Origin of the sequence: Salinicola endophyticus, from assembly GCF_003206575.1 — a bacterium.
In the GTDB taxonomy this organism is placed as follows: domain Bacteria; phylum Pseudomonadota; class Gammaproteobacteria; order Pseudomonadales; family Halomonadaceae; genus Salinicola; species Salinicola endophyticus.
This window is the reverse complement of sequence record NZ_PZJO01000011.1, coordinates 69,370-95,077: the sequence shown is the minus strand read 5'-3', so window position 1 is coordinate 95,077 and position 25,708 is coordinate 69,370. Positions and strand designations below refer to the sequence as shown.

Genomic DNA, 25,708 nt, shown 5'->3' with positions numbered 1-25,708 from the left:
AGCACTGCTTCGGCGGCTCTCCATATCCGCGCGGGCTTCATCGTCAATCGAATTCGGACATTCGTCATAATTATGAGTGAGTCGGACAACACCCAGGCACCGGCACAGAACCGCAGACCCAAGCGGCGTCGACGCAAGCCTCGTAAATCGCAGTCGCGTAACGCCACCGGCTGGTCGCTGGATCAGTTCCAAGTCGCGCCCGTGGCCGGCCGCTGGCGGTTCCACGATTTCGATCTGCCGCTGGCGCTGATGCGTGCCATCCACGCCGAGGGGTTCGAGTACTGCACCCCGATCCAGGCCGAAGCGCTGATGTACACGCTGCTCGGCGGCGACGTGGTCGGCAAGGCGCAGACCGGTACCGGCAAGACGGCCGCCTTCCTGATCTCGATGCTCGCCTACTTCCTAGAGGAGGAGGCGCCGGATGGTCAGCGCGCGGGGACGCCGCGGGCCCTGATCGTCGCGCCCACCCGCGAGCTGGCGCTGCAGATCGAAAAAGATGCCAAGGCGCTGGCGCGTTTCACCTCGCTCAACGTGGCGAGTGTGGTCGGCGGCATGGATTACCAGAAGCAGCGCGAGCAGCTGGTCAAGAACCTGGACATCCTGGTGGCCACCCCGGGCCGGCTGCTGGACTTCCAGCAGAAGCGCGACATCGATCTCTCCCAGGTCGAGGTGCTGGTGCTCGACGAGGCGGACCGCATGCTGTCGATGGGTTTCATCCCCGACGTCAAGCGCATCATCCGCTATACGCCCAAGCGTGAAGAGCGCCAGACCTTCCTGTTCTCGGCGACCTTCACCCCGGATATCCTCAGTCTTTCCGAGCAGTGGACCCACAAGCCGGCCCACGTCGAGATCGAGGTGACCACCGAGAATGCCGCCAATATCGACCAGCGCGTCTATCTGGTCAGCGACAGCGACAAGCGCAGACTGCTGATCAACCTGCTCAAGCAGGAGTCGATGGAGCGCGTGATCGTGTTCGGCAACCGCCGCGATCTGGTACGTGAACTCGATGGAACGCTGCGCGAAGCGGGCATCAACGTGGCGATGCTCTCCGGTGACGTGCCGCAGAACCAGCGCATCAGCACGCTGGAGAAGTTCCGTGACGGCGAGATCCAGGTGCTGGTGGCGACCGACGTCGCCGGGCGTGGCATCCATATCGAAGATGTCAGCCACGTGGTCAACTACACCCTGCCCGAGGATCCAGAGGACTACGTGCACCGTATCGGCCGTACCGGTCGCGCCGGCGCCAAGGGGGTCTCGATCAGCTTCGTCGGCGAGGAGGACGCGTTCTCGCTGCCCGAGATCGAGGCCTATATCAAGGACAAGCTGCCCTGCGAGCAGCCGCCGGAGTCGATGCTCGTCTAAGCCATCCCGATTGACCGCTCACCCCTGTGAGCGGTCACCCTGCCTTCCCCACACAGGCCGGCCTGCCCGGAACCCGCATGCTCGACGAGACGCTCAAGCAGGAGATTCAGGACGCCTATCGACGCACGCTCGAGGGCCTGGAGCTCACGCCCCGTTACGGCCAGCGGCTGATGATCGCGGAGATCGCGCGCACCCTGGCCGGGATCGAGCACGACGATCAGGGTCGGCGCACCTCCCAGGAGCACGTCTGCGTGCTCGAGGCGGGTACCGGCACCGGCAAGACGCTGGCCTATCTGCTGGCGGCGCTGCCGGTGGCCAAGGCCCGCGGCAAGCGGCTGGTGGTGGCGACCGCCACGGTGGCGCTGCAGGAGCAGGTGCTCAATCAGGATCTGCCGCGGCTGCGCGAGCATAGCGGGCTCGATTTCGACTACGCTCTGGCCAAGGGGCGCGGGCGCTATCTGTGCGTGGCCAAGCTCGATCAGGCGCTGGAGGGCAGCGAGCCCAATCCCACGCTATCGCTGTTCGAGCAGACCATCGCCACCGATGCCGGCGGCGACTTTCCGCAGCTGGTCCAGGAGATGGCCGATACCTACGCCTCGGGCAAGTGGGAGGGCGATCGCGACAGCTGGCCGGTCGCGATCGACGACCGTGACTGGCGCCGCCTGACCGTCGACCATCGCCAGTGCACCAACCGCCGCTGCGGTCACTTCGGGGCCTGCGCTTACTTCCGCTCGCGGCGGCATCTGGAGCAGGCCGATATCGTGGTCGCCAACCACGATCTGGTGCTGGCGGATCTCGCCCTCGGCGGCGGTATGGTGCTGCCGCCGCCGAAGGAGTGCATCTACATCTTCGACGAGGGGCACCATCTTCCTGACAAGGCGCTGGATCACTTCCACCACCGCTTTGCCGTCAATGGCACCCTGCGCTGGCTGCGCACGCTGAAGAAGTCGCTCACCGAGCTGAATACCGCGCTCGCCGCCCAGCCGACCCTGGCGCGCCTGCTGGCAGCCTTTCCCGAACGGATCGCGGCGCTCGAGCCGAGTCTCGGCGAGGCCTACGCCATGGGGCATCAGATCGCCGGGCTCGAGCAGGGGGCGGGGGACGAGACCCGGCACCATCGCTTCGCCAACGGCCGCGCGCCGGCACCGCTGGTGGCGCTGGCGCAGCAGCTGGTGATTCCGTTTGCGGCACTGGCCCGCGACCTGGAGACGATGACCGAGATCCTGCGCGAGAGCCTCGACCCGGACAAGTCCACCGGGCTGTCACGGGAGCAGGCCGAACCCTGGCTGCCGCTGAGTGCGCTGCTCCACGGTCGCGCGCTGGACGCCCACGCGCTGTGGCAGGCGCTGGCCAGCGAGGACCCGCCGGATCAGAAGCCCCAGGCGCGCTGGCTCACCTTCGAGCGTTTCGGCAGCGAGCCCGAGCTGACCTTCTCGGCCAGCCCGGTCTCTGCCGCCGAGACCCTGGCGCGCCACCTGTGGGGGGCCTGCTACGGGGCGGTGGTGACCTCGGCCACACTGACCGCGCTCAACCGGTTCGAGCGGCTACAGGAGCGTGCCGGCCTGGCCAATCGCTATCGCTATCAGCGTCTGCCCAGCCCGTTCGACTACTCCCGCGCCACCCTCAGCGTGCCGCGGGAGGCGGTGGAGCCCGGCGACCCGGTGGCCCACGACCGCGCCATCGTGCAGTTCATCGAAGGGCGCGAGGACGATGAGGCGATCCTGGTGCTGTTTTCGTCGCGCAAGCAGCTCAAGAGCGTCGCCGAGGCGCTCGCCGAGCCTTGGGCGTCGCGTCTGCTGTCCCAGGACCGGCTGCCCAAGCGCGAGCTGCTCGAGCGTCATCGCAAGGCGGTGGACGCGGGGCAGGGCAGTCTGATCTTCGGGTTGGCGAGCTTCGCCGAGGGGATCGACCTGCCGGGGCGCTATCTCACCCATGTGGTGATCACCCGGCTTCCGTTCTCGGTGCCGGACGATCCGGTGGGGGCGACGCTGGCGGAGTGGATCGAGAGCCAGGGGGGGAACCCCTTCATGCGCATTTCGGTGCCGGACGCCTCGATCAAGCTGGTCCAGGCCTGCGGTCGATTGATTCGCAAGGAGAACGACAGCGGGCGTATCTCGCTGCTCGACCGCCGGGTGTTGACCCGGCGCTACGGCAAGGCGCTGCTGGACGCGCTGCCGCCGTTCCGGCGTGAGATCGAAGGCGTGGTCAAAGAGACGCCAGCCTGACCCGGCCTGTGCTGTCGCCGACATCGGCACGAGTACTCACCTTTCCGATGCCCTGACACGCCGANNCGGCGTGTCAGGGCCTGGCGGGTTCACTCTTGGGTGTCGAGACGTGCCTTGAGCGCTGGCGCGAGCTGTTCGGCCATCTGGGTCAGGCTGCGCTCGGTGGTGGGCCAGTCGATGCAGGCATCGGTGATCGACACGCCATACTCGAGCTGGCTGCGGTCAGCGGGAATCTTCTGTGCGCCCCAGCCGATGTTGGATTCGATCATCAGGCCGATGATCGAGCGATTGCCTTCGAGGATCTGGTGGGTCACGTTCTCCATCACCAGCGGCTGCAGCGCCGGGTCCTTGTTGGAGTTGGCGTGGGAGCAGTCGACCATCAGATTCGCCTTGAGGCCGGCCTTGGCCAGCTCCTGCTCCGCCAGGGTGACGCTGACGCTGTCATAGTTGGGCTTGCCGTTGCCGCCGCGCAGTACCACATGGCCGTAGGCGTTGCCGCGGGTACGGATGACCGCGACCTGGCCGGCTTGATCGATGCCCAGGAAGTTGTGCGGGCTGGCTACCGACTGCAGTGCGTTGACCGCCACGTCCAGGCTGCCATCGGTGCCGTTCTTGAAGCCGACCGGGCCGGAGAGCCCCGAGGCCATCTCGCGGTGGGTCTGGGATTCGGTGGTGCGGGCGCCGATCGCCGACCAGCTGATGCAGTCCTGCAGATACTGCGGCGAGATCGGGTCGAGCGCCTCTGTCGCCAGCGGCAGGCCGATCTCGGCCAGGTCCACCAGCAGGCGGCGGGCGATGTGCAGCCCCTCTTCGATCTCGAAGGAGTCGTTGAGATGGGGGTCGTTGATCAGGCCCTTCCAGCCCACCGTGGTGCGCGGCTTCTCGAAGTAGACGCGCATCACGATATAGAGGCTGTCGCTCACCGCGTCGGCGAGCTGGCGCAGGCGCCGGGCATAGTCGCGGGCGGCCTCGGGGTCGTGGATCGAGCAGGGGCCGATCACCACCAGCAGGCGCGGATCCTCGCGATCGAGGATGCGCTGGATGGTCTGGCGGCCTTCGATGACCGTGCGCTCGGCGGTCTCGCTGAGCGGGATGTGCTGCTTGAGCACTTCGGGAGATATCAGAACGTCCTGCGCCAGGACGTTGAGATTGTTGACCTGCTGTTCCGACATGCTGGGCCCGTTGAAATCTGCGGTTGTTCGCGCTGGGGAGACGGCGCCATCCAAGGGCGCGCGTCTGCGTGTAGAGCGCGTACTATGGCGGCTGCGGCGGGCAAAAATCAACTTTCCGCACGCCGCAGGCGGTCGCGTGGCGCTGGCCGATGACTTGATGGCGGGCGCCAAAACGGCAAGACTGGCAGGCTTTCACCGCGTGCCGCCTCCGGCTTTCTGTTAAAAACCGGGGTTCTGTTATAAGTTGCACGCCTGTCAATGAATCGCGAGTCCCACGGCTCCAGGTTGAATCATGAGCGTATTGTCACTGTCATACCCCGATCGTCACCCGCTGTTGTTCCGATGCGCCGCGCCCATGAACCGGTGGAGTGCCTGAATGGGTGCCAGAGAGACCGACCAGCAGTTGGTCGAGCGAGCCCAGAAGGGGGATACCCGGGCCTTCGATCTTCTGGTCAAGAAGTATCAACACAAGATTCTGGGGCTCATCGGCCGCTACGTGCAGGACCATGCCGAGGTCCAGGACGTCGCGCAGGAGGCTTTCATCAAGGCGTATCGGGCTCTCGGCAGCTTCCGTGCCGAAAGTGCCTTCTATACCTGGATGTACCGTATCGCCATCAATACCGCGAAGAACTACCTGGTCTCCCGCGGGCGGCGCCCGCCGGGGAGCGATCTCGACATCGCTGATGCCGAGGTGATCGATCAGAGCGGGCGGCTCTCCGACATCGAGTCCCCCGAGGCATCGATCGCCCGCGATCAGCTCGAGTCGGCGGTCTTCGCCGCGATCGACAATCTGCCCGACGATCTGCGCACGGCGATCACTCTGCGCGAGTTCGATGGCCTCTCCTACGAGGATATCGCCACCATCATGGAGTGCCCGGTGGGCACCGTGCGCTCGCGCATCTTTCGTGCGCGGGAGGCGGTCGACAAGCATATCCAGCCGCTGCTGGAGCGGGGGAATTCCGATGTCGCCAACGATGGCTGAGGCATGGGCAGCGGGCGACGCATTCGATCTTCAAATAAACATGAATCGAAAATGAACTGTCGCGGGCCTGTGGCGTCATAGTGTGTGAAAGAGACACTGATGTCGTTGTCCGGCGACGCTGCCGACAGCGATCACGGGCAAGGCACTGGCCGAGTGTGAGGGTGTGACTATGAAGCAGGTACGTGAGTCGTTTTCCGCGTTGATGGACGACGAGGGCGACGAGTTCGATCTCCGGCGCGTCTTCAAGCAGATGGAGGCGGCTTCCGGCGAGGCGGACACCTGGCGACGCTACCATCTGGCGCGCAGCATGATGCAGCGCGAGCGCGATGCGGTGGTGGATATCGATATCTCCGCCGACGTGATGGCGGCGATCGCCGAAGAGCCGGCTCCCGGCGTGGCCGAGGCGCCGGCGGCGTCCCGTCGCCACTCGTTCTCCTTCATGGGTGGCGCGGCGGTGGCCGCGGCGGTGTCGCTGATGGTGATCACCGGCGTGCAGGTCTACAACGGCTTCGGCGGTGATCCCACCGCGCCAGCCGAGATCGCGGCCAGCGGTGAGTCGCTCGCCCCGGCAGCGAGCGCACAGCCCGCTTTCGCGCTGCCCTCCGGCAGCGGCGAAGGGGGGGTGATCCCGGCGTCGATGCGCGCACCGGCCTCCAGTGGCATGCCGATCTTCTCGATGGCCGGTGCTGGCGCTGGTGGCGAGCATCACGGGCTGATGACCATCGGCGATGACGTCATGTTGCCGCTGTTCAGCGCCAGCGGCGATGCTGGCCTGGAGCAGGGCCAGGGCGCTTCGCTGCAGTCCTACCTGGCTCGACGCACGCTGGGCAACGGTGATCTGGGGCTGCTGCATGGCTCCGGCAACTACGCCAGCCAGTTGCACGCGATCGACGCCTCCGCCACGCGCTGAGCGCGAAGTTTGCCGCCAAAAGGGGCGCGGCCGTCTTGCGACGACCGCGCCCCTTTGTATTTCTTGGGCGCTCAGCCCGCGCATCGAGGGGGCTGTCGGCACTCCGCGCTGGTCTATCCAGAGACATTGGCATCGCCCGGCGCGCGACGGCCGCCGTCGGTCATTCACCGTGGCGATGCTGGGCGGCGCCCTCTGCTGGCGGTAAAGAATCTTTACATCTCGTTGAACTCTTCGGCTTTTTCCGCATCAATGAAAAGGGTGGCGGCGGCGGCATGCGGCCACTGGCGCCGTGTCCTGGGCGGGGTTCATTGTGACCGCGTTATCTCTCGCCGGGGCCGGCCATCGCAAACGTATGGCTCGTGACGAGTCTTCATGGTGTTAGGAGTGTTTAATGGAACGTATGACAAGATGGTTCGCTCCCTGGCTGGTGCTGATGATGGCGCTGCTCTCGGCGCAGGCGGCCCGCGCCAGCGACCTGCCGGACTTCACCGCACTGGTCAAGCAGGCGGCGCCGGGTGTGGTCAACATCTCCACGACCAGCACGGTCAGCGCCTCCGACGACCCCTTCGGGCAGCAGGATGTCCCCGATATCTTCCGCCGCTTCTTCGGCGATCAGATGCCACCGATGCCCGGTGCGCCGAGTGGCGAGGAGGAGCGCAAGTCGCTCGGTTCGGGTTTCATCATCCGCTCCGATGGCTACATTCTCACCAATGCCCATGTGGTCAAGAACGCCGACAAGATCATGGTGCGCCTGAACGATCGGCGTGAGCTGCCGGCCAAGCTGGTGGGTTCCGACCCGCGTACCGACGTGGCACTGCTCAAGGTCGACGCCAAGGATCTGCCGACGCTCAAGATCGGCAACTCCGATGATCTTCAGGTCGGCGAGTGGGTGGCGGCGATCGGCTCACCGTTCGGCTTCGACCACTCGGTCACCGCGGGCATCGTCAGCGCCATCAACCGTACCCTGCCCAGCGATACCTATGTGCCGTTCATTCAGACCGACGTCGCCATCAATCCGGGCAACTCCGGTGGTCCGCTGTTCAACCTGGATGGCCAGGTCGTGGGCATCAACTCCCAGATCTATACCCGCAGCGGCGGCTTCATGGGCCTCTCCTTCGCCATTCCGATCAGCGTGGCGATGAACGTCGCCGACCAGCTGCGTACCGAAGGTCACGTCAGCCGCGGCTGGCTGGGCGTGGTGATCCAGCCGGTGTCCAAGGACCTGGCCGAGTCGTTCGGGCTCGATGACACCAAGGGCGCGCTGGTCTCCGACGTCAGTGACGACAGCCCGGCCAAGAAAGCCGGACTCAAGGCCGGTGATGTGATCCTCAGCGTCAACGGGGATGCCGTCGATGACTCCACCACGCTGCCGCGGATCATCGGCAAGTTCGCCCCGGGCGCGGAGATCAAGCTCAAGGTCCTGCGTGACGGCGATACCCGCAACATCGACGTCACCGTGGGTGACTGGCCCGCGTCGCTGAGCGCCGACGGCTCGTCTGGCGGACAGTCGACCAACGACCAGACCAAACTGGGCATCGCCATCAGCGACCTGAGCGCCCAGGAGAAGCAGCAGCTCGACGTCGATAGTGGCGTGCTGGTGCGCCGGGTCGACCCGCGCGGCGCCGCTGCCGCTGCCGGCATCCAGCCGGGTGACGTCATCGTCAGCTTCGATCAGAAGCCGGTCGACAGTGCCGATGCGCTGATCAAGGCGGTCAAGAAGGTCGACGGTGACCGCGCGGTGCCGGTGCGCATCTCGCGCGACGGCAACTCGCTTTTCGTCGCCCTGCGGCTCAAGGCCCACGACAAGAAAGAGTGACGCCAGTCGCACGCGTGCCCGACGAGCCCCGCCCCCGGCGGGGCTCGTCGCGTCTGGCGCGGCCGCAGCGCACCCGGTCGCTGTCCTTGGCACAGCCATGAGAGCAGGGCCATGCCCCCAGGTTACTGCGGAAAATAGAACAGGCGTCGATTTCGGAGGCTCACACAAACGAAACTCTGGTGCGGGACTGGTACGAGCGCTACTGCGGGCCCCAGAAGGCTGGTGCGCGGGAGATCCTGCGTAGCTTCGAGCTGCACGTGTTTCCCACCCTCGGCACACTGCCTGCCGACCAGACAACGCTGCGGATGTGGATGGAGTTGCTCGAGGAACTCGCCCTGGCCAAGCCCATAATCGCAGAGCGGGTGCTTTCCAACATGAAGCAGGCCCCTATGCCAGCGGTTTGATATGGCGGTCCTGATAAGCCCCACGCAGTCCAACTAATTCCCGTCAGCATTGGCTCCGACGCTCGCTTATTCGCCCTAGCGAGCGAATGGGGTAGATCCGATGGCGCCCTTCTCAGCTATAAATGGGCCGGCCATCACTCAACCAGGTGGCGGTGTATCCAGGTTGGGACATCGACTGTTTCGAGTCCTTCGCGATAATTGAACGTCGTCTCCTTGGGCCATGCGACGCCAACGCCTGCCGCGAACACGGCGCGATACTTGAACAGGTTGTTGTCGGGATCGGCATGTAGCGCATCGCTAAGGTAGGAAATCAACCACGCTTGTCGCTTGAAAGGGCGGTCGAGCTGGCGCTCCAGCTCGTCCGCCAATTCCCCGTAGCTGATGGTGTCTCCTGCGACGAACACGGTTTCGTTCCGGAAGCGTGGCTCGTGAAACAGTATCGCTGTGGTCAAGCGTCCGATGTCTTCTGGTGTTGTCACGGTAACCTGGTTATCCCAGCTACCCAGGGCGTGAACCTCGCTCTGCTCAAGAGCCACGACGCCAAAAGCCGGTTCGAACAGAAAGCTGGTGAACATTCCCGTGGCGACAATGAGCCACTCTGTGCGGTTCTGCGCCCGGAGCAGGTCGCGCACATCAAGTTGTTCGTCGAATACGTCCTGGGCGCTACCTCGGCCAATCGTGTCGTAGTCAACGCCAAACTGCCACGGCACATAGCGCTTCACGCCGGCCTGGAGCACTGCCTGGGTAATCTTGGTCTGCGTGCCACGACCAGCCGAAAAGCCGATGCATGAAATGACCGTATCGTAGGGGGCGAGAAGGGCTGCCAGTTCATTCGTGCCGGTTGCGGCGACATCGCCAGGAACAGTCTCGACGCCCAATGCCCGCAACTGATCGATTTGCTGCTTCTTGACCGGATCGGTCGTCTCTATCGTGGATTGTCTCAACTGGACGTAGATACGCGCTGATTGATGCTTGCGAGCGTGGTTTGCCAGGTGGCGCAATACTTCGAAGCCCAGCTCCCCCGCGCCCAATACCAATATCGATTCCTTCCTGTCTGTGCGATTCATGCTATCTCCAACGTTGACGGCTTTGATCGAGGTAGCGGATGTTTGCACGTCAGGATTCCCCACATAAGTAGGTACATCAGTGATACCGAAAGACGAAGACGACCTGCTCACTCGCTCCCGGGCGCTCTGCGACGCGATGGAAGACGAGGACGACTGGCTGAAGAGAGAGGTGCTATCCCACGCCGGCAATCGCTGGGCTTTTGGGGTGATCCACGCGCTCAAGGAGGGAGGGCGGTTGAGACACGCCGAGCTTCGCCGACGGCTCGATGGCGTCACTCAGCGGATGCTAACGAGAACGCTGCGGCAGCTCGAGCGCGATGGCCTGATTCTTCGCCAGGATTATGAGGAAGTCCCGCCGCGAGTCGATTACGAGCTGACTCGGTTGGGGGAGGAATTTCTCTTGAAGATCATCCCTATGTGGCTCTGGATCTTCGAGCATGCGGAGGATTTCCGTCAGGCTCGAGAAGCTCACTCGACGGCAGCGAGTGAGTAGAGAGACGGCACGTCGCCTTGACCATTCAACGAGCCGAGTAGCCAACGGACACCCTGTGGCCACCGCCTGCCTCTCCATAGCCTTGCTTCCCCCCGGCGCGCTGTCGACTCCCCGCCCCGCCTGCGCGCTAAATGGGTCGGTTTTGTTGCGGTGATGCACATGGTGGCAGGCTGCGCCGTTGCTGAGGCTTTCCACGGTTTTACAACAAAATTTTTGATGCGGAATGGTGCGTTTTGCACCGTGGCGGGATGAGGCTGTGGCGATGGCCGTCTGCGATCTGCGTCGCGCGGCAATGAACCAAACCTCGCCGTACTAGACTGCTACATGGGCTCCGCTCGCATGGAGGGTATGGCTGGTTGATAGCCGTGTACTGGCGTTTGACGACATTGATGCGTCGTCGCGCTACAATGCCGGCCTTCCTTTTTTCCTACCAGCTCGCCGGCAAGAAAAATTCTATGTACAGGGCTGCGTACACACCCTAGGTTTCATTTGATGTCAAAAGACGAAAACTCGACTGATCTCAAGTACATACGGAATTTTTCGATCATCGCCCACATCGATCACGGCAAGTCCACGCTGGCCGACCGCATCATCCAGGTGTGCGGCGGATTGAGCGAGCGCGAATTGAAAGAGCAGGTGCTCGACTCGATGGATCTGGAGCGCGAGCGCGGCATCACCATCAAGGCGCAGTCGGTGACCCTCGACTACCACGCCGAGGATGGCCATACCTACCAGCTCAACTTCATCGATACCCCGGGCCACGTCGACTTCTCCTATGAAGTGTCGCGATCGCTCTACGCCTGCGAGGGCGCGCTCTTGGTGGTCGATGCCGCGCAGGGGGTCGAGGCGCAGTCGGTGGCCAACTGTTACACCGCGATCGAGCAGAATCTGGAGGTGCTCCCGGTCCTCAACAAGATGGACCTGCCCCAGGCCGATCCGGATAAAGTGGCCCACGAGATCGAAGAGATCATCGGTCTCGATGCCCACGACGCCGTGCAGGTGTCGGCCAAGAGCGGGCTCAACATCGACAAGCTGCTGGAGCGCCTGGTGCGCGACATCCCGCCGCCCCAGGGTGACCGCGAGGGCCAGCTGCAGGCGCTGATCATCGACTCCTGGTTCGACAACTATCAGGGCGTGGTATCGCTGGTGCGGCTGTTCGATGGCACCCTCAAGAAGGGTGACAAGATTCACATGAAGTCGACCGGCCGCGACTGGGAAGTGACCGACATCGGCTTCTTCACCCCCAAGCAGCACTCCACCGGGATCCTGCGTGCGGGCGAGGTGGGCTTCGTGATCGCCGGCATCAAGGATATCCACGGCGCGCCGGTGGGGGACACCATCACCCACGCCAAGACCAAGGACGTGCCGCGACTGCCTGGCTTCCAGAAGGTCAAGCCGCAGGTCTACGCCGGCATGTTCCCGGTCAGCTCCGATGACTACGAGGACTTCCGCGACGCCCTCGAGAAGCTCGCACTCAACGACGCCTCGCTCGACTACGTGCCCGAGAACTCGGATGCGTTGGGCTTCGGCTTCCGCGTCGGCTTCCTCGGCACGCTGCACATGGAGATCATCCAGGAGCGGCTGGAGCGCGAGTACGACCTCGATCTGCTGACCACGGCGCCGACGGTCATCTACGAGCTGCTGATGGACGATGGTGAGCTGATCTACATCTCCAACCCGTCGAAGCTGCCCGACCTGGGCAACGTCGACGAGATGCGCGAGCCGATCGTGCGCGCCAATATCCTGGTGCCGCAGGAGTTCGTCGGTAACGTCATCAGCGAGTGCGTCAACCGGCGCGGCGTACAGCTCGACATGCAGGTGCTGGGTAACCAGATGCAGCTGGTCTACGAGCTGCCGATGGCGGAAGTGGTGATGGACTTCTTCGATCGCCTCAAGTCGATCTCCAAGGGCTACGCCTCGCTGGACTACAGCTTCGAGCGCTTCGAGGCGGCCAAACTGGTGCGTCTGGATATCCTCATCAACGGTGACCGGGTCGATGCCCTGGCGTTGATCATCCATCGTGACCACGCCCATGCCCGTGGCCGCCTGCTGGTCGAGAAGATGAAGGAGCTGATTCCGCGCCAGATGTTCGATGTCGCGGTGCAGGCGGCGATCGGCGGTCACGTGGTGGCACGTTCCACGGTCAAGGCGCTACGCAAGAACGTCACCGCCAAGTGCTACGGTGGCGATGTCACCCGCAAGAAGAAACTGCTGGAGAAGCAGAAAGCCGGCAAGAAACGCATGAAGCAGGTGGGGCGTGTGGAGATCCCCCAGGATGCGTTCCTCGCCGTTCTCAAAGTGAATGAGTAGGAAACGGTCTCATGGATTTTTCGTTGTTACTGGTGGTGGCCGTCGCCATCACGGGGCTGGTGTGGTTACTCGATAGCCTGTTCTGGCGCCGCGCCCGTCGTCAGCGTCAACGCGCCGCCGCCGAGGAGAAGGGCAGCCGCGAGGCGGTGACGTACAAGGACCCGTGGCCGATCGACTACGCACGGTCGTTCTTCCCGGTCCTGCTGATCGTGCTGGTGCTGCGCAGTTTCGTCATCGAGCCGTTCCAGATCCCCTCGGGCTCGATGCGTCCGACCCTCAAGGTCGGCGACTTCATCCTGGTCAACAAGTTCGCCTACGGCCTGCGCCTGCCGGTGATCAATACCGAGATCGCCGATCTCGGCGAGCCCCAGCGCGGTGACGTGATGGTATTCCGTTTCCCGGAAGACCCCTCGGTCAACTTCATCAAGCGGGTGATCGGGCTGCCTGGCGATCACATTCGCTATGAGAACAAGCAGCTCTACGTCAACGGCGAGCCGGTACCCAAGACCCTGGTCAACGCCGACCCGCCGCAGGCGCCTGGCGAGGAGCTGCTGCGCGAGCACCTGGGGAAGGTCGAGCACGATATCTACAACAACCCGAGCATGCCCGGGCCGCAGATGCGCGAGATCGTGGTGCCCGATCATGAGTACTTCATGATGGGCGACAACCGTGACCACTCCAACGACAGCCGCTACTGGGGCTTCGTGCCGGAGGCCAATATCGTCGGCAAGGCGTTCGCGGTATGGATGCACTGGGACGGCGGTCTGCCTAGCTTCAGCACGGTGCGCCAGATACACTGAATCGCATAGCGCGAACCGACAGCGGTGGCCCGTCGAGGTCGCCGCCGGTGCGGTATCGCGACGGCGGATCGGCAACCGATCCGACCACGATGCACTCGCAAAGCGGGCGACGGGACTACCCGCGCCCGCTTTGCGTCGGACAATGAAAATGGGAATGACGTGAGTGATCCTCTGCAAGGCTTCCGGCGCCGTATCGGTCACGAGTTTCGTGACCCGTCGCTGCTGGAGCTGGCTCTGACGCACCGCAGTGTCGGCGGTTCCAACAACGAACGGCTCGAGTTTCTGGGCGACTCGATCGTCAACTTCGTGATCGGCGAGGCGCTGTTCAAGCGCTTTCCGGCGGCGCGCGAGGGCCAGCTGTCGCGCCTGCGCGCCGGCCTGGTCAAGGGCCAGACGCTGGCCGAGGTGGCGCGCGAGTTCGAACTCGGTGCCTGCCTGCGGCTCGGCTCCGGGGAGATGAAGAGCGGCGGCCACCGGCGCGACTCGATCCTTGCCGATGCGCTCGAGGCGGTGATCGGTGCGATCTATCTCGACGCCGGCATGGATGTGGCACGCAGCCGCGTGCTGGCGTGGTTCGGCACTCGGCTCGAGTCGATCGACCTGCACAACACCCAGAAAGACCCCAAGACCCGGCTGCAGGAGTTTCTGCAGTCGCGCCAGCAGGCGCTGCCCCGCTACGAGGTGACCTCGGTGGAGGGCGAGGCGCACGCCCAGACGTTCAGCGTCGAGTGTCATATCGCCATGCTCGGCGAATCGCCGACCCTCGGCGAAGGCACCAGCCGGCGTCTCGCCGAGCAGCAGGCAGCGGAGCTGGCGCTGGCCAAACTCGAACCTACCAAGAGCAAGCGCGGATGACTGAGACCTGCGGCTTCGTGGCCATCGTCGGGCGCCCCAACGTGGGCAAGTCGACCCTGATGAACCGTATTCTGGGACAGAAGGTCTCGATCACCTCACGGCGGCCGCAGACCACGCGGCACCAGATCATGGGGATCAAGACCGTCGACACGGCGCAGTTCATCTACGTCGATACGCCCGGCATGCATCTCCAGACCCGGGATCGCAACAAGGCGATCAACCGCTTCATGAACCAGGCGGCGACGCAGGCACTGCGCGACGTCGACTGTGTGGTATTCCTGGTCGACCGGACGCGCTGGACCGACGAGGATCAGGTGGTGCTCGACAAGCTGGTCCACGTCGAGGCGCCGGTGATTCTCGCGGTCAACAAGGTCGACTGGCTCGAAGACAAGGCTTCGCTGCTGCCGTGGCTGGAGTCGCTGTCGGCCCGCCGTGATTTCGCCGCGATCCTGCCGCTGTCGGCCAAGCACGGCACCAATGTGCCGGAGCTGGAGGCCGAGGTGGCCAAGCGCCTGCCGGAAGGGGTCCACTACTTCCCCGACGACCAGATCACCAACAAGAGCCAGCGCTTCCTGGCCGCCGAACTGGTGCGCGAGAAGGTCATGCGCCAGCTCGGTGACGAGCTGCCCTACCAGATGACGGTGGAGATCGAGGAGTTCCGCGACGAGGGCCGGGTGGTCCATATCAGTGCGCTGATCCTGGTCGAGCGCCAGGGTCAGAAGAAGATCCTGATCGGCGACAAGGGCGAGCGTATCAAGAAGATCGGCACCGAGGCGCGTCAGGAGATGGAGCGTGCCTTCGACGCCAAGGTCATGCTCAACCTGTGGGTCAAGGTCAAGCGCGGCTGGTCCGACGACGACCGTGCGCTGAAGAGTCTCGGCTACGATCTCGACTAGGGCAGGCGTATGCAACCCCAGCCGGCCTATCTGCTGCACAAGCGCGCTTATCGCGAGACCAGCGCGCTGGTCGACGTGCTCACCCTGGAACATGGCCACATCCGTGCCGTGGCCCAGGGCGTGCAGCGAGCCGGCAGCAAGTCACGCGCCAAGCTGCAGCCGTTCGCACCGCTGCACCTCACCTGGATCGGCGAGGGCGATCTCAAGCGCTTGCGCATGATGGAGACCACCCAGAGTGCGGTGCTGCTGGCGGGCGAGGGGCTGCTGTGCGGGCTCTACGCCAACGAGCTGCTGACCCGTTCGTTGCCCGTGGGGCTGCCGGTGGGTGAGGTCTTCGCCATCTATGCCTGGACCCTCGAGCGTCTGACCCGGCCCGCCGAGCGTGCCACCGCGCTGCGTCGTCTGGAGATCACCCTGCTCGAGACACTGGATGCCGAGCCGGTATTTGCCGACGTCGACGAGCGCCCGCTGGACCCCGCCACACGCTATACCTACAGCCCGTCGAGCCGGCGTTTCTCGCCGGTGACGGCGGATGCGCCGGGCTGGGACGGGCGCACGCTCAAGCTGCTTGCCCGTGGCGACTGGGATGCCCCGGGGCTGGCCGGCCTCAGCAAGGCGCTGACCCGGGCAGCGCTGGCACCACTGCTGGGGCCGCAGCCGTTGCGCTCGCGGGAGCTGATGCAGCGCTTGAGCCAGCGGCGGCGCGGTCTCTCCTGAGCGGCGGGCGGGCCTACTCGGCCTGCCCGCCAGGTCGCACCTGGGTGCCCCTTGATGCGCCGCAGCGCCAATCCGCCGGCCAAGCCCCCGATCTTGCCTGATCGCTTCCCCCGAGGGCGTCAATGAACGCTTTCAGGGGTAGGTGTCAGTGACAAGCTTTAGTGACAGTGTCTAGCGACAGGCTTCAGAAAAAGGAGTGACCGCATGCTTACCACCCGGATTCAACTGGGCGTCAATATCGATCATATCGCCACCCTGCGTCAGGCCCGTGGTACCCGCTACCCGGATCCGGTGCAGGCGGCACTGCTGGCCGAGGAGGCCGGTGCCGACGGCATCACGCTGCATCTGCGCGAGGATCGCCGGCATATCCAGGAGCGCGATGTCGAGCTGATCGCGGCGGTGCTCAACACCCGCATGAACCTCGAGATGGCGGTCACCGAAGAGATGATCGCGCTGGCCGAGCGCCTGCGCCCGGCGGATGTCTGCCTGGTGCCGGAGAAGCGCGAGGAGCTCACCACCGAGGGTGGGCTCGATGTGATCGCCGGGCGTGATGCGATCGCTGCTGCCTGCCGCCGGCTCGCCTCCGTGGGATGCCGGGTATCGCTGTTCATCGACCCGGAACCGGATCAGATCGCCGCCGCCCAGGCGGTGGGGGCGCCGGTGATCGAGCTGCACACCGGTGCCTATGCCGAAGCCCAGGGTGACGCCCGCGGCGTCGAGTATGCGCGTCTCGCCGCGGCGGCAGAGCTGGCCAGCGAGCTGGGGCTGGTGGTCAACGCTGGCCACGGTCTGCACTATCACAATGTCGAAGCGATCGCGGCGATTCCCGGTATCCACGAGCTCAACATCGGCCACAGCATCATCGCTCGTGCGCTGTTCGTGGGGCTCAAGGAGGCGGTGGTGGAGATGAAGCGGCTGATGGTCGCCGGTCAGGAGGCCGGACTGGTGGCCCAGCTCGAGTCCTATGATGAGGACCATGATCACGATCACTAACACGATCACGGCCACGCTCACTAGGGCTATCGCCCGGCGGCGCTGGTTGGCTCCGGCCAGGTGATCGCAGGATATCCGGCCGGTTCAGCGGGGTGGGGTGATGCCGGTGGCGTGCCGCTCGGTCCAGGCGGCGAGTTGGTCGCAGGCGTGGGTCAGTTGCATCCACTCGCGCCGGCAGTCGGCCAGCGGCGCCTGCTGCAGGCGCGTCTCCAGCGCGCGGCAGGCGGCGCTCAGCGCGGGCACGCCGCAGTAGCGGCAGCCGCCCCCGAGTTGGTGCACGGCGTCGCTGAGGGCTTCGGCGTCCGCGGCCTGCCACGCCTGCGCCAGCTTCAGGCGGTGGTGCGGCAGTTCGGCCAGCAGCAGGGTCAGCAGCTCATCGGCCAGCGCTTCACGGCCGCCGCTCAGGTGCAGGGCGAGGTCGGGGTCGACCACCGCCAGCTCCGGCTCCCCCGTGGGCTCGCTGACGCCGGGCAGATAGCGCATCAGCAGCGACCGTAGCTGGCGCTCGTCGATCGGCTTGGTCAGCAGCTGCTGGCAGCCGCCGGGCCCCTCCTCGGGTAGCTCGGCGCCAGGGCTGGCGCTCATGGCGACGATCGGCAGGTGGGTCCAGCGGCCGCCGAGGGCGCGTAGACGGGCGATGGTCGCGGCGCCGGAGGCGTCGGGCAGGCGCAGATCCATCAGTACCAGGTCGATGGCGTGGCCGGCGGCGAGCGTCAATGCCGCCTCGGCGCTGCCCGCCACCAGTGAGCTGGCACCCACGATCGGTATCAGCGCATCCAGATAGTGCTGGCTAAGCTCGTCGTCGTCGACCACCAGAATGCGCGGCTGGTCGCTGCTCGCCTGGCGCCCGGCGGCATCGAGCATGCCAGCCAGGGTGCGCCCCAGCAGATAGCGCGAGATCGGCAATCGCAGCACACTACTGCCGGACGGCAGGTGCCACGGCAGCGGCTGGGTCGGCTCGGCGTTGACTACCAGCAGGCACGGCGTGCGCATGGCATCGAAACGGCGCTGCCAGGCAGCGCTTGCGGCGGGCTCGAGATCCTGCTGATCGAGGCCGATGAGCATCAGCGCGGGCGGCTCGTCGCCGTTGGCCAGGGCGTCGGCATGGGTGATCGGCTGCGCGCGGGCCGACCAGCGCTTGAGTGCGTAGGCGAGTAGATGATCGAGGCGGGTATGGCGCTGATAGAGGCCGATCCGCGCCTGGCCGAGGTCGAACTCGGCGGGCCTGGAGAACGGTTCGCAGGCGCCCAGCGTGACGCTGGCGATCACGCTGTTGCCGCGCCGGCCATCGTTGCCGAGGCGCAGCTCGCCCCCCATCTCCCGCGTCAGTCGCCGACACACGGCCAGACCGCTGCCGCTCCCCGCGGTCTCCGCCGGGGCCGCCAGCGCACGGCGCAACTGTTCGCGGTCGCTCCCTTCGGCACACCCGGCATCCTTGACGCTGATCGTCAGCCGCACGCGCTCGCCGTCCCGGCCCGCCAGCGTGATGCGGGTGACCACATCGCCCGCAGCGCCGTACTTGACCGCGTTGCTGATCAGGTTGGTCAGCAGTTGACGCAGTGCCACCGGCTGGCCCACCAGACGGGGCGGCACCTCGTCATAGACCATGCCCAGCAGGGTGATGCCGCGGGCCTGCGCCAGCGGGGTCTGCAGGCAGTTCACCTCCCATAGCAGATCGGCGATATCGAAGGTGGTCTCCACCTGCCGACGGCGCTCGTCGCCGAGCACGTGATCGACAGTATCGAGCAAGCCGTTGGAGGCCAGATGGATATGCCGCAGCCACTCGCGCTGACGCGCATCGAGGGGGCTGTTCTCGAGCAGCCGGCAGAGCCCGAGCACCCCGGAGAGCGGGGCGCGCAGTTCGTGACTGACATAGGCCAGATCGCTGATCTCCTTGGCGGTATCGGGCCAAGCAGGGGATGAGGCAGCGTCGGGCCGAGTAGAGGGCGAGGCAGCGTCGGGCCGAGGGGTGGGCCCATTCGTCTCGGTGGGCAGTGCGGGAGCGGTGTCGCCAGGTCCGATTGTGCCAGGGTCAGTCTCGCCTGGGTCAGTTTCACCTGGAGCCGTCTCGCCAGGGTCAGTCTCGCCAAAATATGGATCGCCGGGTTTGCCATCGCGCCGATCCGCGGCGGGGTGAAGCGGCGTGGCGTGGCGCCGTCTGGCCACGCCTGCGCCCAGCAGCAGCAACAGGCACAGGCTCGAGAGTGACATCGTCAGGATGTGGTAGAGCGATCGCCCATCGGTGTCGACCGCGTCGGGGCTCAGTTGAATATCCAGCCACAGGCGCTGCGGCAGTTGCGCGGGCGTCAGCCAATCGATCGGCAGCAGCCAGCGCTGCGCGGACTCCGCATGCCAGCCGCCGGCACCGGCGTCCAGCGGGCGTGGCGGTGGGCCGGGGGTCTCGCCACTGCAGTCGGCCTCACTGCCGTCGTCATTGCGCAGGGTGACGTTGCGGATGTCGGGGTCGTTCGAGAGCTGCACCAGCAGTCGGTGGATGGTAGCGTGATCCTCGTCGCGCAGCGCTTCGGTGAGCGTCGGGACCAGCACGCGGCCCATCGTTCCCAGGTGTTCCGGCACCCGCTGGCCTCGCGCCTGCTCCAGCTGCCAGAGATGGCGGCCGCTCAAGAGCAGGACGCCGATCACCAGGATCAGCGCAAGACGTGTCAACCAGCGTGAGAGCATCGGCGGCAACAAACCCCTTGATGTCGATTAGGTTGCATCTATCGGCCGATACGGCGCGATCCGTAGCGCGCGCAGGCGGGGTGCGTGCCGTTGGGCGCCGATTCGGTCACTCGGCCGGGCGGTGCACGGTTGCCTATTGAACCATCACTACGCGGCGTTGCGAATTCGTTTTGCGTTTTCCGCCTCACCGCGGCAGGCTAGCGCTGCCCGCCGGGGCTGTCGCGTGACTACCCTGGACCCGGGGTGCCCGGCTGCCGGTGTGCGACGTTGAGGCGCATGTGGCGCGTCGTGTTCGATATACGCCGTGTTCGATATACTGGGGAGATGTTTTTCGCGTTCACCGCCAGGTGCGGTGACGGCGCGTCATGTCTACCGACTGCTAGGACATCTGCCATGGCATTTCCCACGCTCGCGCAAACCGTCGGCAATACGCCGCTGGTGAGGCTCGCCCGCATCAACGCCGGCCGCGACAACACGCTGCTGGCCAAGCTCGAGGGCAACAACCCGGCAGGCTCGGTGAAGGACCGGCCGGCGCTGTCGATGCTGCGCGAGGCCCAGGCCCGCGGTGATATCGCTCCCGGCGATACGCTGATCGAGGCCACCTCCGGCAACACCGGCATCGCGCTGGCCATGGCGGCGGCGGTGATGGGCTATCGCATGGTCCTGATCATGCCGGAGAACGCCTCCAGCGAGCGCAAGCAGGCGATGGCCGCCTATGGTGCCGAGCTGATCGGCGTGAGCAAGGAGCAGGGCATGGAGGGCGCACGCGATCTCGCCAACGCCATGATCGCCCGCGGCGAGGGCAAGTCCCTCGATCAGTTCGCCAATGGCGACAACCCGCTGTCGCACTATCGCTCCACCGGCCCCGAGCTGTGGGAGCAGACCGCCGGGCGCATCACCCACTTCGTCAGCTCCATGGGCACCACCGGTACGATCATGGGCACCTCGCGCTATCTCAAGGAGCGCAATCCGTCGATCGAGATCGTCGGTCTGCAGCCGGCGGACGGCGCCAGCATTGCCGGTATTCGGCGCTGGCCCGAGGCCTACCGCCCGGGCATCTTCGAGCCCGCCCGGGTCGATCGCACCCTCGACATCGAGCAGCACGAGGCGGAACACCATATGCGCCGGCTGGCACGCGAAGAGGGCATTCTCGCCGGGGTCTCCTCCGGTGGTGCTCTGGCCGGGGCCCTGCGTATTGCCGAGGAGGTCGACAATGCGGTGATCGTATTCATCGTGTGTGACCGCGGCGATCGCTATCTTTCCACCGGCCTCTACGCCCCGGACGCCTGAGATGGCGATGCTGGGAAAACGCCGTACGCCGGCGCGCAGACGGGAGAGCACCACCGCCCCCAGCGGGGACGCTGCGGCGCCGGGGCTCTACATCGAACGCCTGGCCCATGATGGGCGCGGCGTGGCGCGCGCGGCCAACGGCAAGACGGTGTTCGTCAGTGGTGCGCTGCCCGGCGAACGGGTCGAGGTGGCGGTGCACCGCGAGCGGCGGCGCTTCGACGAGGCCCACGTGCGCCAGCGTCTGGTGAGCGCGCCCGAGCGGGTCACGCCGCCCTGTGCCTATTTCGACCGCTGTGGCGGCTGCGACCTGCAGCACATGGATATCGCCGCCCAGCGCGAGCACAAGCGCCGGGTGGTGAGCGAGCTGCTCGCCCGCCAGGGCATCGAGGCCCCCGGCGAGGTGGGACTGATCGCCGGTGCCGATGTCGGCTACCGGCGGCGCGCCCGGCTCGGGGTCAAGCGTGACGGCGAAGGGGGTGTGCATCTCGGTTTTCGCGCCCGCGGCAGTGATCAGCTGGTCGATATTGTCGGCTGCATGGTGCTGACACCGGTGCTGGCTGCGCTGTTGGCGCCGCTGCGCGAGCTGCTGGCGACGCTGGACGTGCCGCGTCACGTGGGGCACCTGGAGCTGCTGCTGGACGATCACGCCATGCCGGTGGTGGTGGTGCGGCAGCTACGTGAAGTGAGCGAGGACAGCGAGCGCTGGCGGCGCTTCGGCGAGCACCACGGCGTCGCGGTGGCCCAGCTCCAGGGCCGTGAGCAGCCCCAGCTGCACTGGTTGGGCGCGGCGCCCACGCTGGCGGTACGCGTTCAGGGCGCCGCCCATGGGGTGACGCTGGCGCTGGCCCCGGGGGATTTCGTTCAGGTCAACGCCGAGATCAACCAGCGGCTGATCGATACCGCCCGCGCCTGGCTGGCACCGACGCCGCGCATGCGGCTGCTCGACCTGTTCGCCGGCATCGGCAACTTCTCGCTGGCGCTGGCCGGTGAGGTGTCTGCGGTGACCGCCGTCGAGGGCAGCCAGACGATGGTCGAGCGCCTGCGGGCCAACGCCGACGCCAATGCGCTACCCGCGGTGACGGCGGTGCAGGCGGATCTGAGCGCACCGGACGCGCGTCTCGAGGCATTGCTGGCGGAACACGATACGCTGATTCTCGATCCGCCGCGGGATGGCGCCGATGCCCTCTGCCGGCGGCTGGCGCAGAGTCAGGTGGCGCAGGTGCTCTATGTCTCCTGTGATCCGGCGTCGCTGGCGCGGGATGCGGCGCATCTGGTCGCCGGCGGCCTGGTGCTGCGGCGGCTGGCGGTCGCCGACATGTTTCCGCATACGGCGCACCTGGAGTCGCTGGCGCTGTTCACGCGGCGCGACACGGCGGGCGACGCTGGCGGCACCGATCACGACTGACGCGAATCACGACGAACGCAAGCATCACGAACGCGATTATCACGAACAACGAAAGCCCGGCGCCGTGTGGCTTGCCGCTCAGCGCAAGGCGGCGGCATCAACAGGCTCCAGGAGGCGAGGACAGGCATGGTCAAGGTGCGTGAGGATCAGCCGTCGGTCGGCCCCGGCGGTGTCGATCTCGAGGGGTGGCTCGAGCGGTTGAACGACGAGGTGGCGCTGCGCGATCCGCAGCGCATGCGTCAGGCGTGCGAGCTGGCGCGTGCCGCGGGGGAGAATCCGCAGGCGACAACGCTGGAGAGCGTGCCCGGACTGAGTCTGCTCACCGGGCTGGAGATGGCCGATATCCTCAGCCAGCTGCGGCTCGATCAGCCGACGCTGGAGGCAGCGGTGCTCTACCGCAGCGTGCGCCGTGGTCTGATCAGCGTCGAGGGCGTGGCCAAGCGCCTGGGGCGGGAGGTCGCGCAGCTGATCGAAGGGGTGCTCAGCATGGCCGCGATCAGCCAGTTGCAGGCGCCCAAGCAGGGGCTCTCCCAGCACAACCAGCAGGAGAACCTGCGCAAGATGCTGGTGACCATGGTCGACGATGTGCGCGTGGCGCTGATCAAGATCGCCGAGCGCACCTGCGCCTTGCGTCAGGTCAAGGACGCCTCGCGCGAGAAGCGCCTGCGTGTGGCGCGGGAGGTGTTCGACATCTACGCGCCGCTGGCACACCGGCTCGGCGTCGGCCAGGTGAAGTGGGAGCTCGAGGATCTCGCCTTTCGCTATCTTCACGAGAGCGAGTACAAGTCGATCGCCAAGCAGCTGGCGGAGAAGCGTCTCGACCGCGACCGCTACATCAAGGAGGTAGTCGCCACCCTCGAGGAGTTGCTCGAACGTCAGGGGATCAGCCAGTACCAGGTCGACGGCCGCGCAAAGCACATCTATTCGATCTGGCGCAAGATGCAGCGTAAGCACATCGACTTCTCCCAGGTGTACGATGTGCGCGCGGTGCGCATTCTGGTGCCCGAGATCGCCGACTGCTACACCACCCTGGGGGTGGTGCACTCACGCTGGCACCACGTGCCCAACGAGTTCGACGACTATATCGCCAACCCCAAGAAGAACGGCTACCAGTCGCTGCATACCGCGGTCTTCGGCCCCGAGAACAAGGTGCTGGAGATCCAGGTACGCACCTTTGCCATGCACGAAGAGGCCGAACTCGGCGTCTGTGCCCACTGGCGCTACAAGGGCACCGATCTCGACCCCAAGAGCCGCAGCTACGAAGAGAAGATCGCCTGGCTGCGCCAGGTCCTGGAGTGGCAGGAGGAGGTCGGTGAGGTCGGCGACTTCCGCGAAGGCCTCACCAGCGACGTGGCCCCGGATCGGATCTACGTCTTCACGCCCGATGGCCATGTCATCGACATGCCCCAGGTGGCGACGCCGATCGACTTCGCCTACCGCGTGCACACCGAGATCGGCCACCGTTGCCGTGGGGCCAAGGTCGACGGGCGCATCGTCCCGCTGACCTACCTGCTCAGGACCGGCCAGCAGGTGGAGATCCTCACCGCGACCAAGAGCGCACCGAGCCGTGACTGGCTCAATCCCAATCTGGGCTACGTACGCACCTCGCGGGCGCGGGCCAAGATCCAGGCGTGGTTCAAGCAGCAGGCGCGTGAGCAGAACCTGGAAGAGGGCAAGGCGATCTTCGACCGTGAGTTCCGGCGCCTGGATATCGAGGGCGTCGATCTCACCCGACTCGCCGAGGCGGTCAACTACACCAGCGCCGAGGACATGTACGCGGCGATCGGCGCCGGCGATCTGCGAATCGGCCAGGTGCTGCACCAGGCGCAGCAGAAGTTCGGCGAGAGCGACGACCAGGAGCAGCTCGACCGCCTGCTGACCAAGCCCAAGCGCCAGCCCTCGCGGGAGGCCGGTGATGGCATCACCGTGCTCGGGGTGGGTAACCTCAAGACGCTGATGGCCAACTGCTGCCACCCGGTTCCCGGCGATCAGATCATCGGCTACATCACCCAGGGGCGCGGGGTCACCATCCACCGCCAGGACTGTGCCAACGTGCTGCAGCTGCGCAGCGAAGAGCCACGGCGCATCGTCGACGTCGAGTGGGGTGACCGTGCGCGCACCCAGTATCCGGTGGACATCGAGATCGAAGCCTGGGATCGCTCGGGGCTGCTGCGCGATGTCACCCACGTGCTCTCCAGTGACCGGATCAATGTCACCTCGGTGAACACCGCCACCGACAAGCACGACAATATCGCACGCATGCGCATCACCCTCGAGGTGGATGGGCTCGAGGCGCTGGAGCGCATCTTCTCGCGCATCCAGCAGTTGCCCAACGTGATCGATGTCAAACGCCTGCGCCAGGGACAGATCCAGTGAGCCTGACCGAAGAGACCGCCGCGACCCACCGTTACACCCTCGACGATCTGCTCACGCTGATGGCCGTGCTGCGCGACCCCCGCGACGGCTGCCCGTGGGATCTCAAGCAGGACTGGGACTCGATCGTGCCGCATACCCTGGAGGAGGCCTACGAGGTGGCCGACGCGATCGAGCGCCGCGCCTTCGACGAGTTGCCCGGCGAGCTCGGTGACCTGCTGTTCCAGGTGGTCTACTACAGCCAGTTCGCGCGCGAGGCGGGGCGCTTCGAGTTCGCCGACATCGTCCACACGCTAACCGCCAAGATGCTGCGCCGCCATCCGCATGTGTTTCCCGACGGCACCCTGAACTCGCGGCGCAGCGATGGTGCTGTCGCCGAGTCCGAGGTCAAGGCGCGCTGGGAGGCGCTCAAGGCCGAGGAGCGTGAGGCGCGCAAGGCCCAGGGCACGGCGCGGGTCTCGGCGCTGGATGACATTCCCCCTGCGCTGCCGGCACTGAGCCGGGCGGCCAAGTTGAGCAAGCGCGCCGCCGGCCAGGGCTTCGACTGGCCCGACGAGCGTGGTGTCATCGACAAGATCCGGGAAGAGCTGGCGGAAGTCGAGTCGGCACTCGCCGACGGCGATCGCCAGCACGCCCAGGCCGAGGTGGGTGACCTGCTGTTCGCGGTGGTCAATCTGGCGCGGCGGCTGAAGTGTGACCCCGAGCAGATGCTGCGGCGTACCAACCACAAGTTCGAACGCCGCTTCCGCCATGTCGAGGAGGCGCTGGCACAAGACGGCGTCACCCCCGGGGAGGCCACGCTGACGCAGATGGAGCGCCACTGGCAGGCGGCCAAGGCTCAAGAACGCCCGCAGCCAGAGACAGCGGAGCGCCAGCAGGCAGAGACACCGGAGCGCGGTCCCTCGCAGTAACGCGCCGCGGTGGCTGCAGGCAGGCCTGCCGCGCTTGCCAGGGAC

General features: G+C 65.9%; 20 protein-coding genes. 17 read left to right on the top strand and 3 right to left on the bottom strand.

Translation table 11 applies throughout. The features are described 5' to 3' along the window. Nucleotides 1-72: 72 nt before the first annotated feature. Both DOM66_RS18575 and dinG read left to right on the top strand, forming a co-directional pair. Nucleotides 73-1,362 (top strand): DEAD/DEAH box helicase, encoded by a 1,290-nt coding sequence (locus DOM66_RS18575; RefSeq protein WP_110676502.1) that lies wholly within the window; start codon nucleotides 73-75, stop codon nucleotides 1,360-1,362. Nucleotides 1,363-1,439: 77 nt separating this feature from the next. Then, nucleotides 1,440-3,587 (top strand): ATP-dependent DNA helicase DinG, encoded by a 2,148-nt coding sequence (gene dinG, locus DOM66_RS18570; RefSeq protein ID WP_110691161.1) that lies wholly within the window; start codon nucleotides 1,440-1,442, stop codon nucleotides 3,585-3,587. An 89-nt stretch (nucleotides 3,588-3,676) separates the two neighbouring features. Here dinG and DOM66_RS18565 read toward each other — a convergent pair whose 3' ends face one another. Next, nucleotides 3,677-4,759: a 3-deoxy-7-phosphoheptulonate synthase gene (locus DOM66_RS18565; RefSeq protein WP_110691160.1), complete on the bottom strand. Its 1,083-nt coding sequence runs from the start codon at nucleotides 4,757-4,759 to the stop codon at nucleotides 3,677-3,679. 376 nt (nucleotides 4,760-5,135) lie between these two features. Between DOM66_RS18565 and rpoE the strand changes: the two genes are divergently transcribed. The 4 genes from rpoE (at nucleotide 5,136) to DOM66_RS18545 (ending at nucleotide 8,871) form a co-directional block, all read left to right on the top strand. Further along, nucleotides 5,136-5,741: an RNA polymerase sigma factor RpoE gene (gene rpoE / locus DOM66_RS18560; protein ID WP_035470046.1), complete on the top strand. Its 606-nt coding sequence runs from the start codon at nucleotides 5,136-5,138 to the stop codon at nucleotides 5,739-5,741. A gap of 169 nt (nucleotides 5,742-5,910) precedes the next feature. Then, complete coding sequence (locus DOM66_RS18555; RefSeq protein WP_110691159.1) at nucleotides 5,911-6,651, top strand: sigma-E factor negative regulatory protein; 741 nt, start codon at nucleotides 5,911-5,913, stop codon at nucleotides 6,649-6,651. A 391-nt stretch (nucleotides 6,652-7,042) separates the two neighbouring features. Further along, on the top strand, nucleotides 7,043-8,467 hold the full coding sequence (locus tag DOM66_RS18550; RefSeq protein ID WP_110691158.1) for a DegQ family serine endoprotease: 1,425 nt from the start codon (nucleotides 7,043-7,045) through the stop codon (nucleotides 8,465-8,467). Between the two features lie 179 nt (nucleotides 8,468-8,646). Further along, on the top strand, nucleotides 8,647-8,871 hold the full coding sequence (locus DOM66_RS18545) for a hypothetical protein (protein WP_110691157.1): 225 nt from the start codon (nucleotides 8,647-8,649) through the stop codon (nucleotides 8,869-8,871). 134 nt (nucleotides 8,872-9,005) lie between these two features. Here DOM66_RS18545 and DOM66_RS18540 read toward each other — a convergent pair whose 3' ends face one another. Beyond that, nucleotides 9,006-9,938 carry an aromatic alcohol reductase gene (locus tag DOM66_RS18540; RefSeq protein ID WP_110691156.1) on the bottom strand — a complete coding sequence of 311 codons (933 nt, stop codon included), beginning with the start codon at nucleotides 9,936-9,938 and terminating at the stop codon, nucleotides 9,006-9,008. A gap of 136 nt (nucleotides 9,939-10,074) precedes the next feature. On the opposite strand from DOM66_RS18540, the gene DOM66_RS18535 reads away from it, so the two are divergent. From DOM66_RS18535 to pdxJ, 7 genes are all read left to right on the top strand, one after another. After that, nucleotides 10,075-10,431 (top strand): winged helix-turn-helix transcriptional regulator, encoded by a 357-nt coding sequence (locus DOM66_RS18535; protein WP_110676929.1) that lies wholly within the window; start codon nucleotides 10,075-10,077, stop codon nucleotides 10,429-10,431. 492 nt (nucleotides 10,432-10,923) lie between these two features. Continuing rightward, on the top strand, nucleotides 10,924-12,741 hold the full coding sequence (gene lepA, locus DOM66_RS18530) for a translation elongation factor 4 (RefSeq protein WP_110676489.1): 1,818 nt from the start codon (nucleotides 10,924-10,926) through the stop codon (nucleotides 12,739-12,741). 11 nt (nucleotides 12,742-12,752) lie between these two features. Further along, the gene (gene lepB / locus DOM66_RS18525; RefSeq protein ID WP_110691155.1) at nucleotides 12,753-13,541 is read left to right on the top strand and encodes a signal peptidase I; all 789 of its coding nucleotides are present in this window, start codon (nucleotides 12,753-12,755) and stop codon (nucleotides 13,539-13,541) included. Between the two features lie 159 nt (nucleotides 13,542-13,700). Continuing rightward, complete coding sequence (gene rnc, locus DOM66_RS18520) at nucleotides 13,701-14,396, top strand: ribonuclease III (protein ID WP_110691154.1); 696 nt, start codon at nucleotides 13,701-13,703, stop codon at nucleotides 14,394-14,396. Next, the gene (era, locus tag DOM66_RS18515) at nucleotides 14,393-15,292 is read left to right on the top strand and encodes a GTPase Era (protein WP_110676483.1); all 900 of its coding nucleotides are present in this window, start codon (nucleotides 14,393-14,395) and stop codon (nucleotides 15,290-15,292) included. Before rnc ends, era begins: the two co-directional genes overlap by 4 nt. A gap of 9 nt (nucleotides 15,293-15,301) precedes the next feature. Next, a complete protein-coding gene (gene recO, locus DOM66_RS18510; RefSeq protein WP_110676481.1) occupies nucleotides 15,302-16,009 on the top strand; it encodes a DNA repair protein RecO in 708 nt (235 codons plus the stop codon). Nucleotides 16,010-16,213: 204 nt separating this feature from the next. Further along, nucleotides 16,214-17,002, top strand: coding sequence for a pyridoxine 5'-phosphate synthase (pdxJ, locus tag DOM66_RS18505; protein ID WP_110691153.1), 789 nt, complete (start codon nucleotides 16,214-16,216; stop codon nucleotides 17,000-17,002). An 84-nt stretch (nucleotides 17,003-17,086) separates the two neighbouring features. On the opposite strand, the gene DOM66_RS18500 is transcribed toward pdxJ, so the two are convergent. Further along, nucleotides 17,087-19,684, bottom strand: coding sequence for an ATP-binding protein (locus tag DOM66_RS18500; protein ID WP_110691152.1), 2,598 nt, complete (start codon nucleotides 19,682-19,684; stop codon nucleotides 17,087-17,089). A 393-nt stretch (nucleotides 19,685-20,077) separates the two neighbouring features. On the opposite strand from DOM66_RS18500, the gene cysM reads away from it, so the two are divergent. The 4 genes from cysM to mazG all read left to right on the top strand — a co-directional run bounded on the left by cysM (nucleotide 20,078) and on the right by mazG (nucleotide 25,663). Beyond that, complete coding sequence (gene cysM, locus DOM66_RS18495; RefSeq protein ID WP_110676475.1) at nucleotides 20,078-20,974, top strand: cysteine synthase CysM; 897 nt, start codon at nucleotides 20,078-20,080, stop codon at nucleotides 20,972-20,974. 1 nt (nucleotide 20,975) lies between these two features. Then, a complete protein-coding gene (locus DOM66_RS18490) occupies nucleotides 20,976-22,379 on the top strand; it encodes a TRAM domain-containing protein (protein ID WP_110691151.1) in 1,404 nt (467 codons plus the stop codon). Between the two features lie 126 nt (nucleotides 22,380-22,505). After that, the gene (gene relA, locus DOM66_RS18485; RefSeq protein ID WP_110691150.1) at nucleotides 22,506-24,755 is read left to right on the top strand and encodes a GTP diphosphokinase; all 2,250 of its coding nucleotides are present in this window, start codon (nucleotides 22,506-22,508) and stop codon (nucleotides 24,753-24,755) included. Further along, nucleotides 24,752-25,663 carry a nucleoside triphosphate pyrophosphohydrolase gene (mazG, locus tag DOM66_RS18480; protein WP_280951270.1) on the top strand — a complete coding sequence of 304 codons (912 nt, stop codon included), beginning with the start codon at nucleotides 24,752-24,754 and terminating at the stop codon, nucleotides 25,661-25,663. Before relA ends, mazG begins: the two co-directional genes overlap by 4 nt. Nucleotides 25,664-25,708 lie beyond the last annotated feature (45 nt).

Coding starts and splice junctions, on each gene's coding strand:
- DOM66_RS18500 (WP_110691152.1), bottom strand. CDS start 19,684: ATGCTCTCACGCTGGTTGACACGTCTTGCGCTGATCCTGGTGATCGGC.
- lepB (WP_110691155.1), top strand. CDS start 12,753: ATGGATTTTTCGTTGTTACTGGTGGTGGCCGTCGCCATCACGGGGCTG.
- DOM66_RS18540 (WP_110691156.1), bottom strand. CDS start 9,938: ATGAATCGCACAGACAGGAAGGAATCGATATTGGTATTGGGCGCGGGG.
- era (WP_110676483.1), top strand. CDS start 14,393: ATGACTGAGACCTGCGGCTTCGTGGCCATCGTCGGGCGCCCCAACGTG.
- DOM66_RS18550 (WP_110691158.1), top strand. CDS start 7,043: ATGGAACGTATGACAAGATGGTTCGCTCCCTGGCTGGTGCTGATGATG.
- lepA (WP_110676489.1), top strand. CDS start 10,924: ATGTCAAAAGACGAAAACTCGACTGATCTCAAGTACATACGGAATTTT.
- relA (WP_110691150.1), top strand. CDS start 22,506: ATGGTCAAGGTGCGTGAGGATCAGCCGTCGGTCGGCCCCGGCGGTGTC.
- DOM66_RS18535 (WP_110676929.1), top strand. CDS start 10,075: ATGGAAGACGAGGACGACTGGCTGAAGAGAGAGGTGCTATCCCACGCC.
- recO (WP_110676481.1), top strand. CDS start 15,302: ATGCAACCCCAGCCGGCCTATCTGCTGCACAAGCGCGCTTATCGCGAG.
- dinG (WP_110691161.1), top strand. CDS start 1,440: ATGCTCGACGAGACGCTCAAGCAGGAGATTCAGGACGCCTATCGACGC.
- cysM (WP_110676475.1), top strand. CDS start 20,078: ATGGCATTTCCCACGCTCGCGCAAACCGTCGGCAATACGCCGCTGGTG.
- DOM66_RS18555 (WP_110691159.1), top strand. CDS start 5,911: ATGAAGCAGGTACGTGAGTCGTTTTCCGCGTTGATGGACGACGAGGGC.
- DOM66_RS18490 (WP_110691151.1), top strand. CDS start 20,976: ATGGCGATGCTGGGAAAACGCCGTACGCCGGCGCGCAGACGGGAGAGC.
- DOM66_RS18565 (WP_110691160.1), bottom strand. CDS start 4,759: ATGTCGGAACAGCAGGTCAACAATCTCAACGTCCTGGCGCAGGACGTT.
- DOM66_RS18575 (WP_110676502.1), top strand. CDS start 73: ATGAGTGAGTCGGACAACACCCAGGCACCGGCACAGAACCGCAGACCC.
- rpoE (WP_035470046.1), top strand. CDS start 5,136: ATGGGTGCCAGAGAGACCGACCAGCAGTTGGTCGAGCGAGCCCAGAAG.
- pdxJ (WP_110691153.1), top strand. CDS start 16,214: ATGCTTACCACCCGGATTCAACTGGGCGTCAATATCGATCATATCGCC.